The organism is Thalassobacter sp., assembly GCF_982993085.1.
The window spans coordinates 1-17,473 of record NZ_CEZFMW010000001.1; the positions used below are offsets into that span (position 1 = coordinate 1).

14 protein-coding genes are annotated in these 17,473 nt (G+C 56.0%); 7 read left to right on the forward strand and 7 right to left on the reverse strand.

Annotated elements, in window-relative coordinates:
* Nucleotides 1-114: 114 nt before the first annotated feature.
* The 3 genes from AC4GMC_RS00005 to AC4GMC_RS00015 are packed head-to-tail and all read right to left on the reverse strand — an operon-like array spanning nucleotide 115 to nucleotide 4,662.
* Nucleotides 115-1,440 carry an aspartate aminotransferase family protein gene (locus AC4GMC_RS00005; RefSeq protein WP_487875830.1) on the reverse strand — a complete coding sequence of 442 codons (1,326 nt, stop codon included), beginning with the start codon at nucleotides 1,438-1,440 and terminating at the stop codon, nucleotides 115-117.
* Between the two features lie 43 nt (nucleotides 1,441-1,483).
* Complete coding sequence (locus tag AC4GMC_RS00010; protein ID WP_487875831.1) at nucleotides 1,484-2,248, reverse strand: beta-keto acid cleavage family enzyme; 765 nt, start codon at nucleotides 2,246-2,248, stop codon at nucleotides 1,484-1,486.
* Between the two features lie 2 nt (nucleotides 2,249-2,250).
* Nucleotides 2,251-4,662, reverse strand: coding sequence for a GcvT family protein (locus AC4GMC_RS00015; RefSeq protein ID WP_487875832.1), 2,412 nt, complete (start codon nucleotides 4,660-4,662; stop codon nucleotides 2,251-2,253).
* Nucleotides 4,663-4,770: 108 nt separating this feature from the next.
* On the opposite strand from AC4GMC_RS00015, the gene AC4GMC_RS00020 reads away from it, so the two are divergent.
* The 4 genes from AC4GMC_RS00020 to AC4GMC_RS00035 all read left to right on the forward strand — a co-directional run bounded on the left by AC4GMC_RS00020 (nucleotide 4,771) and on the right by AC4GMC_RS00035 (nucleotide 9,835).
* Nucleotides 4,771-5,658, forward strand: a complete 888-nt coding sequence (locus tag AC4GMC_RS00020; RefSeq protein WP_487875833.1) for a MurR/RpiR family transcriptional regulator — start codon at nucleotides 4,771-4,773, stop codon at nucleotides 5,656-5,658.
* A 96-nt stretch (nucleotides 5,659-5,754) separates the two neighbouring features.
* A complete protein-coding gene (locus AC4GMC_RS00025; RefSeq protein ID WP_487875834.1) occupies nucleotides 5,755-6,723 on the forward strand; it encodes a TAXI family TRAP transporter solute-binding subunit in 969 nt (322 codons plus the stop codon).
* 83 nt (nucleotides 6,724-6,806) lie between these two features.
* Nucleotides 6,807-9,404, forward strand: coding sequence for a TRAP transporter permease (locus tag AC4GMC_RS00030; RefSeq protein WP_487875835.1), 2,598 nt, complete (start codon nucleotides 6,807-6,809; stop codon nucleotides 9,402-9,404).
* On the forward strand, nucleotides 9,401-9,835 hold the full coding sequence (locus AC4GMC_RS00035) for a universal stress protein (RefSeq protein WP_487875836.1): 435 nt from the start codon (nucleotides 9,401-9,403) through the stop codon (nucleotides 9,833-9,835). Before AC4GMC_RS00030 ends, AC4GMC_RS00035 begins: the two co-directional genes overlap by 4 nt.
* 160 nt (nucleotides 9,836-9,995) lie before the next feature.
* On the opposite strand, the gene AC4GMC_RS00040 is transcribed toward AC4GMC_RS00035, so the two are convergent.
* The 3 genes from AC4GMC_RS00040 to AC4GMC_RS00050 all read right to left on the reverse strand — a co-directional run bounded on the left by AC4GMC_RS00040 (nucleotide 9,996) and on the right by AC4GMC_RS00050 (nucleotide 12,877).
* Nucleotides 9,996-11,273: a TRAP transporter large permease gene (locus tag AC4GMC_RS00040; RefSeq protein ID WP_487875837.1), complete on the reverse strand. Its 1,278-nt coding sequence runs from the start codon at nucleotides 11,271-11,273 to the stop codon at nucleotides 9,996-9,998.
* 1 nt (nucleotide 11,274) lies between these two features.
* Nucleotides 11,275-11,805, reverse strand: coding sequence for a TRAP transporter small permease (locus AC4GMC_RS00045; protein WP_487875838.1), 531 nt, complete (start codon nucleotides 11,803-11,805; stop codon nucleotides 11,275-11,277).
* An 88-nt stretch (nucleotides 11,806-11,893) separates the two neighbouring features.
* Nucleotides 11,894-12,877 carry a TRAP transporter substrate-binding protein gene (locus AC4GMC_RS00050; RefSeq protein ID WP_487875839.1) on the reverse strand — a complete coding sequence of 328 codons (984 nt, stop codon included), beginning with the start codon at nucleotides 12,875-12,877 and terminating at the stop codon, nucleotides 11,894-11,896.
* Nucleotides 12,878-13,294: 417 nt separating this feature from the next.
* Here AC4GMC_RS00050 and uxaC point away from each other — a divergent pair, with 417 nt between their 5' ends.
* The 3 genes from uxaC to AC4GMC_RS00065 are packed head-to-tail and all read left to right on the forward strand — an operon-like array spanning nucleotide 13,295 to nucleotide 16,579.
* Nucleotides 13,295-14,701 (forward strand): glucuronate isomerase, encoded by a 1,407-nt coding sequence (gene uxaC / locus AC4GMC_RS00055; protein ID WP_487875840.1) that lies wholly within the window; start codon nucleotides 13,295-13,297, stop codon nucleotides 14,699-14,701.
* A complete protein-coding gene (locus AC4GMC_RS00060; RefSeq protein ID WP_487875841.1) occupies nucleotides 14,698-16,182 on the forward strand; it encodes a mannitol dehydrogenase family protein in 1,485 nt (494 codons plus the stop codon). Before uxaC ends, AC4GMC_RS00060 begins: the two co-directional genes overlap by 4 nt.
* Entirely contained in the window at nucleotides 16,154-16,579 is a 426-nt protein-coding gene (locus tag AC4GMC_RS00065) for a GlcG/HbpS family heme-binding protein (protein ID WP_487875842.1), read from the forward strand. The genes AC4GMC_RS00060 and AC4GMC_RS00065 overlap by 29 nt, the downstream gene beginning before the upstream one ends.
* Here the strand turns inward: AC4GMC_RS00065 and AC4GMC_RS00070 are convergent.
* The gene (locus AC4GMC_RS00070) at nucleotides 16,576-17,454 is read right to left on the reverse strand and encodes an NAD(P)-dependent oxidoreductase (RefSeq protein ID WP_487875843.1); all 879 of its coding nucleotides are present in this window, start codon (nucleotides 17,452-17,454) and stop codon (nucleotides 16,576-16,578) included. The two genes, AC4GMC_RS00065 and AC4GMC_RS00070, sit on opposite strands and share 4 nt — an antisense overlap.
* Nucleotides 17,455-17,473 lie beyond the last annotated feature (19 nt).

The window sequence follows — 17,473 nt, forward strand, 5'->3', positions numbered from 1 at the left end:
CCAGACCGCAGTAGCTTTTGGGCTGTGGTAGAACTAAAAAACGCCTGCGCCAAATCATCCTTTGACCTTGGATCAGTTGAAACTGCATGCCGTCCGGTGGACGGAACTCGGAATCTATCCGGGAAAAACTGCCGCTACCGCGCGTCCTAGACGCGATGTGACTTCGTCTACTTGGCTGTCCGACATTATGAAAGGCGGTGCGAGCAGGACATGGTCACCATGCTGACCGTCCCGGGTTCCAGGCATTGGATAACAAACTAGTCCCTCCGCAAAGGCAGCTTTCTTGAGCTTGCCTGCATAGCCGTTTTGCGGATCAAAGGGGGTTCGTGTCTCGCGGTCGGCTACAAACTCAATGCCCCAAAACAGCCCGCGCCCTCGAATATCCCCAACATGAGGGTGCTGCGCGAATGTATCGTGTAGGGCTTTTTGAAACGTATCACCAACCTCGCGCACGCGCTGAACAAGTGAGTGATCATGAAGTTCTTGCAACACGGCGCGTCCGGCGGCGGCGGCAACAGGGTGGCCGAGATAGGTGTGGCCATGTTGGAAAAAGCCGGTGCCCTCAGCTATGGCATCATAGATTGTGCTGGTACAGAGCATCGCTCCGATCGGCTGATAACCAGCGCCCAAGCCTTTGGCGATACACAGTATGTCGGGCGCGATGCCGTCAGCGTCGCAAGCAAACAAATGTCCAGTCCGGCCCATCCCGCACATGACTTCGTCCAATATCAAGAGCACGCCGTATTTGTCACATATTTCTCGGATACGTGCAAAATAGCCGTCTACGGCGGGCACGGCCCCAAGGGTCGCGCCAACAACGGGTTCCGCCAGAAACGCCATGACCTGATCGGGACCAAGACGTAAAATCTCGTCCTCCAACTCTTGTGCGGCGCGTTGGCCATAGGCTTCTAGCGTTTCGCCTTCTGCGCGCTCGGCATACTCATAGCAGGGGCTGATGTGGCTTACGTCAATGAGCAAAGGGGCAAACTGCGCCCGTCGCCAGGCGTTGCCTCCCACGGCCAGCGCACCCAGCGTGTTGCCGTGATAGCTTTGACGGCGCGCGATCAGGTGTCGGCGTTCAGGCTCCCCGTTTTCGATGTGGAATTGCCGCGCCAACTTGATTGCGGCCTCAACGGCCTCGGACCCACCTGAAACAAAGTAAACCCGATCCAAATCCCCCGGTGCTTGGGCGATCAGCATGTCGGCCAACTCTTCTGCGGGTTCTGTTGTGAAAAAGCCAGTGTGAGCAAAGGCGAGTTGATCGACTTGGTCCTTGATTGCCTGAATGACGCGCTGGTTCGAATGCCCCAGGCAGGAAACGGCAGCACCGCCCGAGCCGTCGAAATAGCGCTTGCCGTTAGCGTCAATCAGGTAACAGCCGTCTCCCGCGACGGCCTTAGGGAGTGTGCTGTGGCAATGGCGGGGGAAGACATGGGACATGATTATACCTCGTTGAGGGGACTAAGAGGGTAAACGCAGCGCATCAGGATGTTTCGTCGACTGATGCGAGGGATGCCTTGAGTGCACCGACTGAGGCGGCATTGTCTGCCCAACTCGTACCATCTGCGGGGTTCTGGCTGTTCTCGAACCCGACACGCAGATCGCCCCCAAGCCGAGCCGCTTCGCGAAGGCACGCGTGCTCGCTTGGGCCAAAGGCGCAGATCATCCAAGGTGTGTTTTCGGGAAGGGCCGCATGAAACGTCCCAACCGCCTCGGGATCGCTGGGCAATCCATCGGCATAGCGCCCAAGGACAAGAATGACCTCATTTTGATCGGGCCGAATAACACCACTGGCGTGCCATTGGCTCAAAAGTGTGGCGTCATAGGTGTCATAGAGAATGTGCTGAATGCGGGTGCCTGCGTCATGGGCAAAGGCATAAAGCCGTTGCGCCACATCCAAATCGCGCGACATTTCACGTACCGACGCGCTGGCCCATTGAGGCGTCAAGGATGACAGGCAAGCAAACTGTTCCTCAACTGAAAAACGACCCACGGCTTCGGTTGTGATCTGCACAGGCATGTCGGGGACTTCTAGGGAGACCTCTGCCAGTGCCTCACGGTAGAGGCCTGGATCGAGGGAGTGATCACCTTTGCTGTCGCGGACATGTAGATGCAGCGCGTCAGCCCCAGCTACGTGACAAGCTTTGGCTGTTTGTGCGATTTCGCCGGCGGTTAGGGGCAGGGCAGGGTGGTCGGCTTTGCCCAAACGCGCCCCGTTTGGTGCCACCATGATCAAGGGGCGTGACATGATCAGCTGTCCACCCGCGCTTGGGCGCGCATGCGCGTGCCTTTGGGGTCAAACGCGGCGCCGATGACAACGCGCCCTTGATACCGCTGACCCGCGATATCCACGCTAACGCTTGCGTCGTGCTTCAACGGCTGGCGCGTGTGGCCCAGAACGATTGGACAGCCCACCCGGTATCCAAAGGCGGCCGAGCTTGTCTCGCCCACGATTGTCTCACCGCTGTAGATCGGCTCGTGGCCCAGTGGTACCGCAGTTACGTCATCTAGCAAAATCGTGACGATACGAGAACCACCCCCCTCAGCGCGTGCATTTTCAATCGCTTCTGCCCCAATGTAGCCGCCGGTTTTGCGCAGGGCGAAATCCAGACCTGCCGCGATGGGGTTGGTGTCAGCGTCCAACTCATGGCCCATCGCGCAGAAGCCTTTTTCGATCCGCATGGAGGTTTGCGCAAATAGCCCCGCAGGCACCGCGCCAGCAGCACTCATGGCGGCATAAAGCGCAGGCGCATCTTTGGCCGCACAGGTGATTTCCCAGCCTGCTTCTCCGACGTAAGACAAACGAGCAGCGCGTACCGGGACGCCCGCCATGTTGATTTCTGCGTGTTTGAAATACGCGATGTCGTCGATGCCATCTGCTCCGCAGGTCGCGGCAATGCGAGAGGCCTTTGGGCCCATCAACCCAAGGACTGCATAGTCTTCGGTACAGTCTGTGAGGGCGACGTTGAAACCATCAGAATGGCTGCGGAGCCAAGATAGATCCCGTGCAATCGCAACAGTTCCGACGAAAAGGCGATAATGATCAGGCGCAATGCGTTGGGCTGTCAGGTCAGATTCAAAGGTGCCGCGTGCATTCAGCATTGCAGTGTAGATGACCGAACCGGGCGCACGTCCCATTTGGCCTGCGCAAACATATTGCAGAAACGCTTCGGCGTCGGGCCCCTGCACGTCGATCTTGCCGAAAGGCGACGCGTCGAAAATGGCGGCACTTTCGTGAGCGGCGCGGACCTCTTCTGCGACGTTATCAAACCAGTTGGGTTTTCCGAAGGTCATGGTGGGCTCGGCTGTTTTGCCAAAATAAAGCGGGCGCTCCCATCCATAGACCTGCCCCATATGCGCGGCGGCTGTGCGGTACTCGGCATCAAGCGGAAGGCGGCGTAGGTCGCGTGCTGTACTCAGCTGGCGGCCGGGATAGGCAATCTCGTAGTGTGTCCCAAGGATTTCGGGCGTCCGGGCCATCAGATGTTCGATGCTGTCAAACACAGGGGCGAAGCGTTTTGCATCCGCCTCAGACAGGTCATATGCGGTGCGCCCGTGGACGATGGCGTGGGCTAGGTTCATGCCAGCGCCACCGCCCGATGCGATACCTACCGAATTCATGCCACAGCCCAGAAACAGACCCTTGGTTTCGGAAGTCTCGCCGAGCATGAATGTACCGTCTGGCGTAAAGCTTTCGGGCCCATTGAGCAGCATCTTAACTTCTGCCGTTTCAAGTGCTGGCAGACGTTTGAGCGCGTTCATCATCATCGGCTCGAAGTGATCCCAATCTTCGGGCAACAAGCCGAACTCAAAGCTTTCATCAAGAATACCGGGCTGTATTGCTTTGCCCATCGGCTCAAAACAGCCGACCAGAAGGCCGCCGGAATCGTCGCGAATATACAGGTGATTGTCATGGTCGCTGAGGGTGGGCGTGTTGCCCGTGATGCCGTCGATGGGCTTGGTCAGCAGGTAGAAATGTTCACAAGGCCAAAGAGGCACGCTTGCACCGGCCATCGCGCCCAATTCACGTGACCAGAGGCCGCCGCAGAGCGCGATTGCGTCACACGTGATTGTTCCAGAGGTCGTTTCAACGCCGCGCACACGACCGTTTTCGGTCAAAATGCCGGTGACGCCGGTGTCTTCAAACAGTTTCGCCCCGAGCGCCTTTGCACCTTTCACGAGTGCTGCACATACGTCTGAGGGGCTTACCCGCCCATCTGCGGGGGACCAAACTGCGCCCAGAACGTCATCCGCGTTCATAAGCGGCCAGCGCTCTTTGGCTTCCGCGACCGAAACTTCATTCGCTTCTACGCCAAAGGCCTGTGCCAGCGCCGCCTGTCTGCGGACGTGTGTCAGTCGATCTTCTGTTGTCGCAATCGACAGCGATCCTTCCTGAATCCAGCCTACTGATTGGCCGGTCTCTTTCTCAAGCTGGCTGTACAGATCGACTGAATATTGGATCATACGTGTTAGGTTGCGGGAATGGCGAAGCGCGCGCACCTGAGCGGCGGAGTGCCATGTGGTGCCAGATGTCAGCTTGTTGCGCTCAAGCAAGACCGCGTCGGTCACACCCATCTTGGCCAAATGGTAGAGTGTCGAGGCGCCCATGATGCCGCCCCCGATTACAACGACGGATGCGTGGGCGGGGACGTCTTGGGCCATTGGGTAATTCCTGCTTTTGGTGACTGATGCATTTTGTGAGGAAAAATTCACATTGCGTCAACGACTCAGAAAAATAACAAACGTTTTTCAATTAGGGAGGGCGATTCGTTGGACCCCACATTAAAAACACGTACGATTTCAGGTATTAAGAAGGCCACGCCCGATCTTTCGCCGCGGCTGCAGGTCGCGGCGAAGTACATTTTGGATAACGAGGCGGACTTCGGCCTCGACTCCATTCGTGAGACGGCGCGCAAGTCTGGCGTGAGCGCTTACACGCTTGTTAGGCTTTCCCGGCAGCTGGGCTTTTCTGGGTTCGAAGACCTGCGCGAACCGTTTCGGCATGCCCTAGTATCTCTAAATGCCCCTGCCGCCGAGGTCCCGTGGTTGGAAAAATGGCAGGGGGCCGACACTGGGGCGCTGGCGACGGCTGCTTCAAACTCCCTCGCCATCGTATCGCGATCCCTTGAGCGCCAGTCACCTGCCCGTATTCGGGAGGTCGCGGAGCTCATGACTTCTGCCCGCGATGTTTACGTAACGGCAATGCGGGCCAGCTATGGCTTGGCCTATAACTTTCAATACGTCGGACGTATGGCACTGAAGTCATTGCAAATTGTGCCGCGTCAAATGTCTTCGGCCATTGATGAGTTGACGGACGCGGGGCCAGAAGATGTGCTGATCGCGATCACCTTTACCCCCTACAGCCACGAAACTATCGAGGCGATGATCTATGCAAAGTCACGGGGCATGCGTTTGGTTGTGGTGTCAGACAGTGAAATCGTGGCACCCGGCCTGAATGCCGACCACACGCTTCTGGTTTCAACCAATTCGACGCACCACTTTGCCTGTAACGCGGGTGCCATGGCCGTGTTGGAACTGTTGCTTGCGATGTTGGTTGAAATTGGGGGATCTGAGGCGGCAGAAAGAATCGAAACATACGAACAGCTACGCAACGGTTACCGCGCCTATTGGTCGGCCAAAAAAAACAATAGTTTTTAGATGACATCACGGCACGTATCCCGAACCATGCGCTGGACGAGACACAGATGCATATCGTCTTGTACAATAACAAAACACCACATTCGGAGGTCACATATGACATTTCATAAAGTGCTCACAGGGCTGACGCTTGCCGCGTCGCTTGGCATGGGCGCGTCGGCATCGGCGCAAGAGTTCTTCACAATCGGTACGGGCGGTGTGACGGGTGTTTATTACCCAACAGGCGGCGCGATCTGCCGTTTGGTCAATGCTGGTCGTGCTGATCACGGTCTGCGGTGCTCGGTTGAATCCACAGGTGGTTCGGTCTTTAACACGCGTACCATCCGTCAGGGTGAACTGGACTTTGGTGTTGTCCAATCTGACGTCCAAGCAGCCGCTATTGCTGGTACAGGCGCCTTTACGGACGACGGAGCGTTTCCTGAACTGCGCGCGCTCTTTTCGATCCACCCAGAGCCAATGCACCTGATGGCCAATGCTGACGCAGGCATTGCATCTGTTGCGGATCTGGCGGGCAAACGCGTCAACATCGCAAACCCCGGCTCGGGCACGCGGGTTTTGGCAGAGGCGCTTCTCGCGTACCATGACATCTCGGTGGACGATTTGTCTTTCGCTGCTGAACTCAGCTCCGCTGAGCAAGCCTCGGCTTTGTGTGATGGCAATATCGATGCGACGATCTGGGCCGCTGGTCTGCCAAACGGCTCCACACAAGAAGCGACGTCCACATGTGATGTTGTGTTGATCCCAATCGAAGGCGCACCCCTCGAAGCGCTTTTGGGCGACAACCCAGCCTACGCCGCAGCGACGATCCCCGGTGGTCTGTATCCCGGCAACGACAGCGACGTGTCATCATGGGGCCCGCGCGCAACGTTCGTGACATCCGCCGATACTTCGGATGACATGGTTTACACCGTTGTGTCCGCTGTGTTTGAAAACTTCGACAACTTCAAACGCCTGCACCCAGCATTCGGCAACCTTGTCGAAGCAGAAATGATTACCTCTGGTCTGACTGCTGAAATCCACCCCGGCGCGCTGCGCTACTACCGCGAGCGCGGCTGGGTCGAGTAAGCCGTTACTGAACTGATATGGGGCCATCCGAAGTTTCTTCGGGCGGCCCTTTCTTGTATTTACCGATCGCAAAGGGCGGCACTATGAGCGACACCAAAGCGCAACCCGAGACCGCAGCGGTCGATGACTTTATCGCAGAAGCCGATACCGGCGCACGCACGCCGAATGGTGGTTTCTCGCGTAATGTCTTGTGGGGCGTACCACTGATCTGGTCGCTGTTTCAGCTGTGGATCGCGTCGCCTATCCCTTACGAAGTCGGCTTTGGCGTGGTTAACAACGCACAGGCTCGATCGATCCACCTCGCATTCGCGGTGTTTCTCGCCTTCACGGCCTTTCCGACACTGAAAAGCAGCCCACGCACTTACATTCCCATTCAGGATTGGCTTGTCGCCCTCTTGGGGGCGTTCTGTTCGGGCTATCTATTTTTGTTCTGGGACGGATTGGCGGATCGCTCTGGCGCCCCGTCGCAGATGGATATCATCGCCGCAGTTATCGGCGTAGTCCTGTTGATGGAGGCCGCGAGACGCTCGCTGGGCTTCCCGCTGATGGCTGTGGCGGCTGTTTTTCTGGCTTATGTTTTCTTTGGCTCCTACGCGTGGCTTCCGGATGTGATCCAGTGGCGTGGCGCGTCAGTCGAGCGCGCGATGAGCCATATGTGGCTGACCACCGAGGGTGTGTTCGGCGTCGCGCTGGGCGTTTCCTCGGGTTTTGTGTTCTTGTTTGTCCTGTTTGGAGCACTTCTCAATCAAGCGGGCGCGGGCAATTACTTTTTGTCGCTGGCCTTTGCGACGCTGGGCCACTTGCGCGGGGGGCCGGCCAAGGCTGCGGTGATCGCAAGTGCGGCGACTGGCCTGATCTCGGGCTCGTCCATCGCTAACGTGGTCACAACCGGCACATTCACGATCCCGCTGATGAAAAAGGTCGGCTTTTCGCCGTCCAAGGCAGGCGCGGTTGAGGTGTCTTCGTCGATCAACGGTGTGCTGACCCCGCCCGTCATGGGCGCAGTTGCCTTTCTGATGACCGAATATGTGGGCGTGTCCTACGTAGAAGTCGTCAAAACGGCCATCGTGCCTGCAGCCATTTCCTATGTGGCGCTTGTCTACATCGTGCACCTTGAGGCTTTGAAGATGGGGATGAAGGGCACCAGTCGGATGAACCCTGTGATCTTCATTCTGTCTGCGGTCTTTATGATTTGCGTCGGGATCGTGATTGCAGGTGGCACGCTGTACCTAGCGGGGCTTGTGGTTGGCGGTGCAGAGGCTGTGTTGGGCGGGGCATCGACGCTTGTTCTGAGTGCGCTGTTCTTACTGGCCTACGTATTTGCTGTCCGCTTTGCTGCACAGGGGCCTGACCTTGCTCTATCGGTCGACACGATGCAGGCGCTCCCACCCACGCGGGAGATTTTTAAATCCGGCGTTCACTATCTGCTGCCGATCTTTTTGCTGATGTACCTGCTTATGGTTGAACGCAAATCGCCGGGCTTCTCAGCGTTCTATTCTGCGTCCTTCATGCTTCTAATCTTGCTGACGCAAGACGCGCTCAAGTCGTTTTTCCGGGGGCAGGGCCAAGTGATCGCTCTGCTCAAAGAAGGGCTGGTGCAGGTTGCGGATGGTTTGATCATCGGTGCACGCAACATGATCGGTCTGGCCTGCGCGATGGCTGTTGCGGGCATAATCGTGGGGTCTGTCACATTGACTGGTGTGGGGCAGGTGATGGCAGAATTCGTTGAATTCCTGTCCGGCGGCAATTTGATGCTGATGCTGATCTTTGTGGCGCTTATTTCGATCATCCTTGGGATGGGGTTACCGACGACCGCTAACTATATCGTCGTCTCTTCGCTGATGGCTGGAGTGGTGGTGGAACTGGGTGCGCAAAGCGGGCTGATCGTGCCGCTGATCGCCGTGCACATGTTCGTGTTCTACTTTGGGATCATGGCGGACGTGACGCCGCCTGTGGGCTTGGCCAGTTTTGCTGCTGCCGCAATCTCAGGCGGGGACCCGTTGCGCACAGGTTTTCAGGCGTTTTTCTATTCGATCCGGACGGCGCTTTTACCGTTCCTGTTCATCTTCAATACTGATCTGCTGCTGATCGATGTGGGGCCTGTTCAGGCGATCCTAGTATTTATCGTCGCACTTTTTGCCATGTTGGTGTTTGCGGCTGGAACGATGGGGTGGTTTGTCACCCGATCCCGCCTGTGGGAGTCTGCCGTTCTTGTGGTTGTCGCTTTGACGTTGTTCCGACCGGGATTTTGGTTGGATCAAATGCAAGCGCCGTACGAAAGCATGCCCGCGGCACAGATTTTCGCGATGGCCGAGGCAGCTCCGCCCGGAGGCGAACTTAGGGTCGGCCTAGAGGGCATGACACTTGACGGTGACTTCATGTCATCAACCTTTTTGCTACCGCTGGGCAACGCGGGTGCGGATGGATTTGCGCGGCTGGAACAGTCGGCTGGCCTGACCCTCGTGGAGCGCGATGGGCAGGTCATCGTGGATATGCTGACATTTGGCGGTGCGGCTGAGGGGATGGGCATTGATTTTGACTGGACGGTGACCCGTCTGGAGGTCGAGGCAGATCGTTTGCCGAAGGAGCTGTTTTATATCCCAGCACTGCTGCTTTTGGGCTTGATCGCACTTATTCAGCGGCGTCGCGCTGCACGTATTCCAGAGGAGGCCACGGTATGACCGGTACTGTTCTTGCGGCGATTGATCTGGCGCATCCCGAAAATCACAAGAAAATCCTGACCGAAGCACAAGTTATGGCCAAGCTGCGCGGTGCTTCACTTACGCTGGTGACCGTGATCCCGGATTTTGGGATGAGCATCATTGGGACGTACTTTGAAGAAGGCGCTGAGCAAAAGGTGCTTAAAGATGCGGCCAAAGCCCTGCACCAAGTCGCGACGGACATTTTGGGGAAAACGGCAGATGACGAAATCAAACATGTCGTGTGCCATGGCGCCGTCTACGAAGAGATCCTTGGCGCGGCAGACAAGTTTAACGCCGTTCTGATTGTGATGGCCGCGCATCGCCCGGATTTTCGGGATTATCTGCTTGGTCCAAACGCAGCCCGCGTGGTGCGGCATTCAAACTGCTCTGTACTCGTCCTAAGGGACTAGCCTTATTTGAAACTCATCGCCGGGCACGACCCAGACTAGCCCTTCACTAGTAGGACCTACGCCAGAATCTCAGGCCATTTCGATGGCCTGAAACTCAAGATGCTGTCGCGTATGTGACTCAAGCCTAGCTAGGCCTTTGATTCCGGCAAACGCCGCAGGATCAGAAGACGGATGGCAACCACATCGAAACTGCTGGGACATAGGTCACCAAGATCAAAGCTCCGAGGATCGCGAGGTAGAAGGGCCAAATCGATTTGAGCGCTTCTTCGATCTTGATCTTACCCACAGCGCAGCCAACGAACAAACATGTCCCAACGGGGGGCGTGCAAAGGCCCAAACCAAGGTTCATCAACATCATGATCCCAAACTGAGTGGGGTCCATACCCAGCCCTTTGGCGATCGGAAGGAAGATCGGAGTGCAGATCAGGATCAGGGCCGCCATGTCCATGATCATGCCGAGGATCAGCAGGATGACATTGATCATCAACAAGATGATGATTGGGTTGTCTGAAATGAGGACCAAGGCTTCGCTTAGGCGTGCAGGCACTTGGTAAAGCGCCAGAAGGTACGCAAATGAACTGGCGAATGCGATCAGGATCATCACCATCGAGGTTGTGCGCACTGTGCCAACGAGAGCTATTTTGAACGATTGCCACGTTAGGCTGCGGTAGTAGAACTTTGTGAGCAAAATCGCATAGATCGCGCCGAATGCGCCAGATTCCGTGACAGTGAACACCCCTGAAAGCGTTCCGCCCACGATGATAACGGCAGTGAAAAAGCCGGGGATCGCATCAGCGGCGCTACGGCCAACTTCGCGCCAGCCGGGGAAAGGCTCGGCTGGATAGTTGTGTTTGATCGAGAGGATATAGGCGGCAATCGCGAGGCTGACGCACATGATCATTCCCGGAATAACACCAGCCAGGAACAGGCTAGAGACAGATATCCCGCCCCCTGCGGCCACTGCAAAGATAATCATGTTGTGGCTGGGGGGGATGACGATCCCCGCGATAGAGGATGTTACAGTGACGTTCACCGCAAAATCAGGGCGATAGCCACGCTCTTTCATGACGGGCACAAGGATCGACCCCAACGCGGAGATATCCGCCACAGCGGAGCCCGAGATGCCGCCAAAGAGCATAGACGAAAAGATATTAACCATCGCAAGACCACCCTTCAGGTGTCCCACAAGGGCAGAGGCAAGCTTTACCAACCGGACCGCGATCCCACCATGCAACATGATTTCGCCGGCTAGCACAAAGAATGGGATCGCCAGTAGGGAAAAAACCGACACGCCCGCAGTCGCGCGCTGAAAGGTAATAAGCATGGGGAAGCCTTCGATCCAGAAAGCCGATGCCGCGGCGATCCCCATGGCGAAGGCGACAGGCATACCGATGACAACGCCAACGGCAAACACGAGCAAAAGGATTGTCAGGCCCATATCAAGGCTCCTGTGTTTGATGTTGGGGGTGCCAGTCGGAATAGGCAAGAAGGCGCACAATTCCGCGTGCACCTGCATTCAGGACGATTAACGCCCCGCACAGCGTGATCGCGAGGGTGCGGAAGCTTTCGGGAATTTCGAGCATTGGCAGATTGGAATCCCAACCGAAGGCCATCAATTGGGTGCCTGCGTAAAACATGATGCTGCCAAACGCGGCCAAGATGAAATCGATGATAATGATGGTGATCTTTTGTACGTTGATGGGCGCCGCATCCCGAAACAGCGTCACGCCCAAGTGCGTTTCATCGCGCACCCCTGCAGCTGCCCCCAGAAAGGCAATGTAGCAAATCAAAAGCAGCGCAAGTTGCTCAACCCAGGTAGGGGTCACGTTCAAGACGTACCGCCCAAACACCAGCCAACCGAAGGTTACAATCAATACGACTAGGGCAACACATGCTGTGAAAATGCTTACCCACTGAATGGCCGCAAGTGCAGCTTCACAACGTTGCAGGGCGGTTCGTCTACCACTCATTTTGGCCTCGTTAGGTCATTGATTGTTCTTGCATATGAAGTGGCCCGCACCGTACCGGCACGGGCCACTTCATGGTCGCAATACTGAATTAGTCAGCGCTGCGGATCATATTGACCAAAGGCGCGAGATCTGGGTTCGCGGCAAGGAAGGTCTCATAGACAGGGGCCATTGCAGCTTGAAACGGACCTTTGTCCGCGATCGTGTTGACCGTTGTTCCGCCAGCTTTCACGATATCCATCGATGCCGCTTCACGTGCCTGCCACAGCTCACGCTGCAAAAGAGCAGATGCTTGGCCAGCCTCTTTGACGATTTTCTGTTGCTCAGGCGTCAATGCGTCAAATGTCTTTTTGGACATGCACAGGCATTCTGGAATGATCAGGTGCTCTGTCAACGAGTAGTACTTTGCGACTTCAAAGTGGCTGGTGGATTCATAGGAAGGTGGGTTGTTTTCCGCACCATCGACAACGCCGGTTTGGATCGACTGATACACCTCAGCAAATGCCATCGGTGTCGCGTTGCCGTCCATGGATTCAACCATTTTGACGAAGAGATCGTTGTTCATGACGCGGATCTTGAGGCCATCAACATCGGCGGGCGTGTTGATCGGCCGAACCGAGTTATAAAAGGACCGTGCACCGGCGTCATACCAACCCAGAGGCTCAACACCACGCGCACGCATGCCTTCGGAAATTGCTTCACCGACTTCGCCATCCATCAGTTCATACATTTGTGGAATGGATGCAAAGATGAAGGGCAGGGAGACGACGTTCGCTTCTGGCACGGAGGTTCCGAAGGGGCCAAGGCTGAATTCGCCAAAGTCCAGAACGCCGAGGCGAAGCTGTTCGATTGCATCAGGCTGGCTGCCCAATACACCATTGTGGAATGTTTTCGCTGTGAGTTCGCCGTTTGTCGCTTCTGCAACGGCGTCTGCGAAGGAATCCATTGCGATTGAGACGGGGTAGTCTTCAACGTGAATGTTCCAGCCGCGAAGTTCTTTTGCTGCAACGGATGAGGCTGCAAGCGCAATACAGCTGCCGAGCAGGGCGCTGCGAAGTGTGAAACCTAATGTCATTGTGATCCTCCCAGATGCTTTTGACTGTTCGCAGCGGGGGAGTGAGGTATCGCAACCACTCACCAGCGCCAACAGGTATACTAGTATTTAAACTATTTTTGTGAGTCAATTATCCTCATGAAAAAGTCTGAAACTTCCGCGTTATCACCTTAAATCCTTGGGTTTGGGGCGGGTGCGCAATGCAACATTGGGCGATCACACCTACGGCTACGACGAGTGGTCAGCGGAATCTAAGGCCGTTGTTGTGTTTGGTCGCCGCTGATGGCTGGTCATGACGCTCTGGCTCATCGAACTCTAGATTCTACGCGCAAATCTGGCCTCGCTAGCAAAAGAGGCCGTTAATTGAATGTGTTGCGTAGTGACAGATTATGCGCGAGATACTGGGCTACCAGTTCGCATCATGACGAAAGCTGCTCTATGACCCTACTGAACCCGGATCGCTTGTTTCCCGTTGAGCCAAAGGTTCGAGATTTGGCGCGCTCACTTTACCACAGTGTGCGCAATCTGCCGATCATTAGCCCGCATGGTCATACTGATCCACGTTGGTTCGCTGAAAACCAAGCCTTTGCCAATCCCTCTGAATTGTTTGTCACACCGGATCACTATGTTTTCCGGATGCTCCATTCTCAGGGGATTGCCCTAGAGGACTTGGGGGTGCCCCGCGTGGACGGAGGGCCAGTTGAGCAAGATCCACGCAAAATTTGGCGATTGTTTGCGGCGAACTATTATTTGTTTCGTGGCACACCGTCGCGCATTTGGATCGACCATGCCCTGCAAGAGGTCTTTGGTGTCACAGATCGTTTGTCGGCGATCACGGCAGACGCCATTTATGACCAAGTTAATGAATGCTTGGCGCAGGAGGCTTATCGTCCCCGGGCGTTATTTGAGCGGTTTAACATCGAAGCCATTTCTACCACCGAAAGCGCGATTGACGATTTGCGTTGGCATAAAATGATCCGCGATAGCGGTTGGTCGGGGCGTGTCGTGACAGCCTACCGCCCTGATGCTGTAGTTGATCCTGCATTTGAGGGATTTGCCGCGAATGTCGCCAAACTGGGGGACATGTCTGGTGAGGATACAACGACATGGGCAGGGTACCTTGCCGCGCATCGCAACAGGCGGCGCTATTTCAAGGAATTCGGGGCGACATCGACGGACCATGGCCATCCAACCGCGCGTACCGAAGATTTGCCACTAGACGCGGCCGCGGCCCTTTTTCAAAAAGCATTGCAGGGTAGCTGTACAGCGGATGAGGCTGATGCGTTCCGGGGCCATATGTTGACGGAAATGGCCCGTATGTCGTTGGACGATGGGCTGGTTTTGCAAATTCACCCAGGATCGTATCGCAATCACAGCGCGCCGATTATGGAACGGTTTGGACGTGACAAGGGATACGACATTCCCACCCGAACGGATTACGTGAACGATTTGCGCCCGCTGCTGAATGCCGTTGGTCGTGAGCGCGACCTGACGATCATTGTTTTCACTTTGGATGAAACGTCTTTGTCGCGCGAGCTAGCCCCCTTGGCCGGTGTCTACCCCGCTCTAAAATTGGGGCCGCCGTGGTGGTTTCATGACAGTGCCGAAGGGATGAAACGGTTTAGAGAAACGGTCACAGAAACGGCAGGTTTTTATAATACTGTTGGGTTCAATGACGACACACGGGCGTTTTGTTCCATCCCAGCGCGCCACGATGTTGCGCGGCGTATCGATTGCGGGTTCTTGGCGAACTTGGTCGAGACAGGGCGCCTCGACCCTGATGAAGCGTCAGAGGTTGCGCATGATCTCGCATACGGTCTTGCGAAGAATGCGTATAAACTATGACCGCCAAACGCCTTGAACGATCTGTTGATCCGCGTCCCAAGACGGGCATTGTCCACCTTGGCCTTGGTGCTTTTTTTCGTGCATTCGGTGTGCCGGCAATTAGCGATGCAATGGCCGCCAGTGGGGGTGATTGGGGCATCCTAGGTGTGTCGTTGCGCAGCGCAGGAATTCGGGACGCATTGCGTGATCAAGGCTGGGCCTACACCGCTGTTTCAATGGGTGCGGATAGGGAAACGTCACGCGTCATTGAGGCGTTGAACCATGTACTTGTTGCGCCCGAAGACCCTGCTGCCGTGTTGCGCTCAATGGAGGATCCCAGTGTTCGCCTCGTGACGCTAACTGTGACGGAAAAAGGGTACTGCCATATACCGGCCACAGGCGCGTTGGATCGCACACATCCCGACATTGCCCACGATTTGACCAGCCCCCTGCCGAAGTCCGCAATTGGATTTATCGTGCATGCGTTGAAGTCACGTATGTACGCAGGCACCCGACCATTCACTGTTATGACTTGTGATAACCTGCCGCAAAACGGACAGCTGGTGCGGGGGCTCGTGCTTGAATTCGCTGAAATGCTTGATCCCAAATTGCGGGCGTGGATTGCCGAAAATGGATGTTTCCCCTCAACGATGGTTGATCGGATCACACCTGCAACCACGGCAGACGACATCGTGCGCATTGCGGATCAGACTGGCGTCTATGACGCAGCCCCCGTGGTTCATGAACCGTTTTCACAGTGGGTGATTGAGGACGCGTTTGTCGACAACGCGCGGCCGGATTTCGCCGCCGCCGGAGTTGAATTGGTGCGAAACGTTTCATGCCATGAGGATATGAAGCTGCGCATGTTGAACGGAACCCATTCCGCTTTGGCATATGTGGGGTATCTGGCGGGGTACGAGACGATTTCACAAACGGTAGCCGACCCGGTGATGGAACGGTTTGTGCACAGTCTTTGGGCTGAGATTATTCCAGCGGTCGAGGCGCCAACAGGTGTGAATCTGGATGACTATGCCTCGTCCCTGTTTGAGCGCTACGCCAATCCGAATATTCGGCATCGGACGTGGCAAATCGCGATGGATGGCAGCCAAAAGCTACCGCAAAGAATTCTTGGAACCATGCGTGACGCTTTGGCTGCGGGTCGGGAAACGCCTTTCCTGTGTTTGGCGGTTGCTGCGTGGATGTTTTATGTGCGCGGCGTTGATGAGGCCGGTAATGCCATCGATGTTCGCGACCCGCTGGCTGGTGAATTGCGGGAACGCGCGCACGCGGCAAACGGGCCTGATGACACCGTGGCAACGCTTTTGAATATGCGCGCGATTTTCCCCCAAGACTTGGCGGACCGGTTGAAAGAACCCCTTACAGTTGCGGCAAGACAGGTATGGGCGCTGGGCGTGCGCGGCGCTGTGGAAAGCACCCTCACCAATACAAACAACACAACAGAAAGATCCCTAAATGCGGACTCAAAACAGGCTAGACTTTAACGATGCCCAAGCCATCATTTCTGCGGCCGTGAAACAAGCAGAGGCGATTGGCGTTCCGATGTGCATCGCGGTCATGGACGAAAGCTGCAACCTGCTGGGTTTCATGCGGATGGACGGCGGCAAAGTCCCAAGCATCACGATTGCGATCGATAAATGCTTTACCGCCACGGGAACACGTAAACCCACGCACGATTTGGCGACACCCAGTATGCCGGGCAACCCTGTTTACGGGCTGACATCGGCCCATGCGGGGCGCATGGTTGTCATCGCCGGTGGCTTGCCGATTCTTGTCGATGGTGAAGTTGTCGGGGGTATCGGGGTGAGTTCGGGAACACCGGCCCAAGACTTAGAAGTCGCTCAGGCCGGTGTTGATGCGTTCACGGCAAAATACGCTTAGTTTTTTAAGCCGATGAAATAATCGAATATTTCGGGCACATTGCCGTCGCCCATTCCTGCATCTACTGCGGATTGCAGGTTGTGCGATGTGCCCTCAGCAATTTCTGATCGTGTCCCAAGATCTTGGACCATAGCGAGGAAATAGGCGACGTCCTTATTGGCGTTTGCCATTGAAAACCCCAGATCGCTGATACCGTCGACAGCGTATTTCTTGCAAAACCCCATGAATGGGGAGTTTGAGGGACCCGCTGACATAATCTCAAAGAGTTGCGCGCGATCTAGGCCAGCACGGTCCGCCACAGCGAATGCTTGGCTCATCGCGCTGACGGTGGTCATGCCCATGAAGTTATTGATCAGCTTGGTCGTGTGGCCTGCACCCAGAGCCCCAACGTAAAAGACGTTCTCGCCGAGTATGTCCAAAGTCGGCTTGATCTTGGCAAATGTCCCCTCATCGCCTGCGGCCATGATGTTGAGCAAACCGTCTTTGGCATGGGCGGGTGTGCGGCCCAGTGGTGCGTCGATCATGTCTGCGCCTTGGGCATTCAGGTCTGCACCAATTTTGCGGGTAGAGGCGGGAATGGACGTTCCGAAATCAATGACAACGGCATTCTTTTTGATGCCTGCCAGCAGGCCATTGTCGCCGTATACCAAACTCTCAACGACTTCGGATGTTGTCACGCAAAGCATGATGATATCGCAGGCTTCTGCCATATCTTTGGGGGTGGCGACTTCGCGACCGCCTCGGGCAACGACAGCGCTGACCGCGTTTTTGTTGCGCCCCATTACGACAAGATCTACGCCGTTGTTTTGAAGGCACTCGGCCATATTGCTGCCCATGAGGCCAAGGCCGATAAAGCCGATTACAGGGTTTTCCATTCTTTGCTCCTAAGCATCC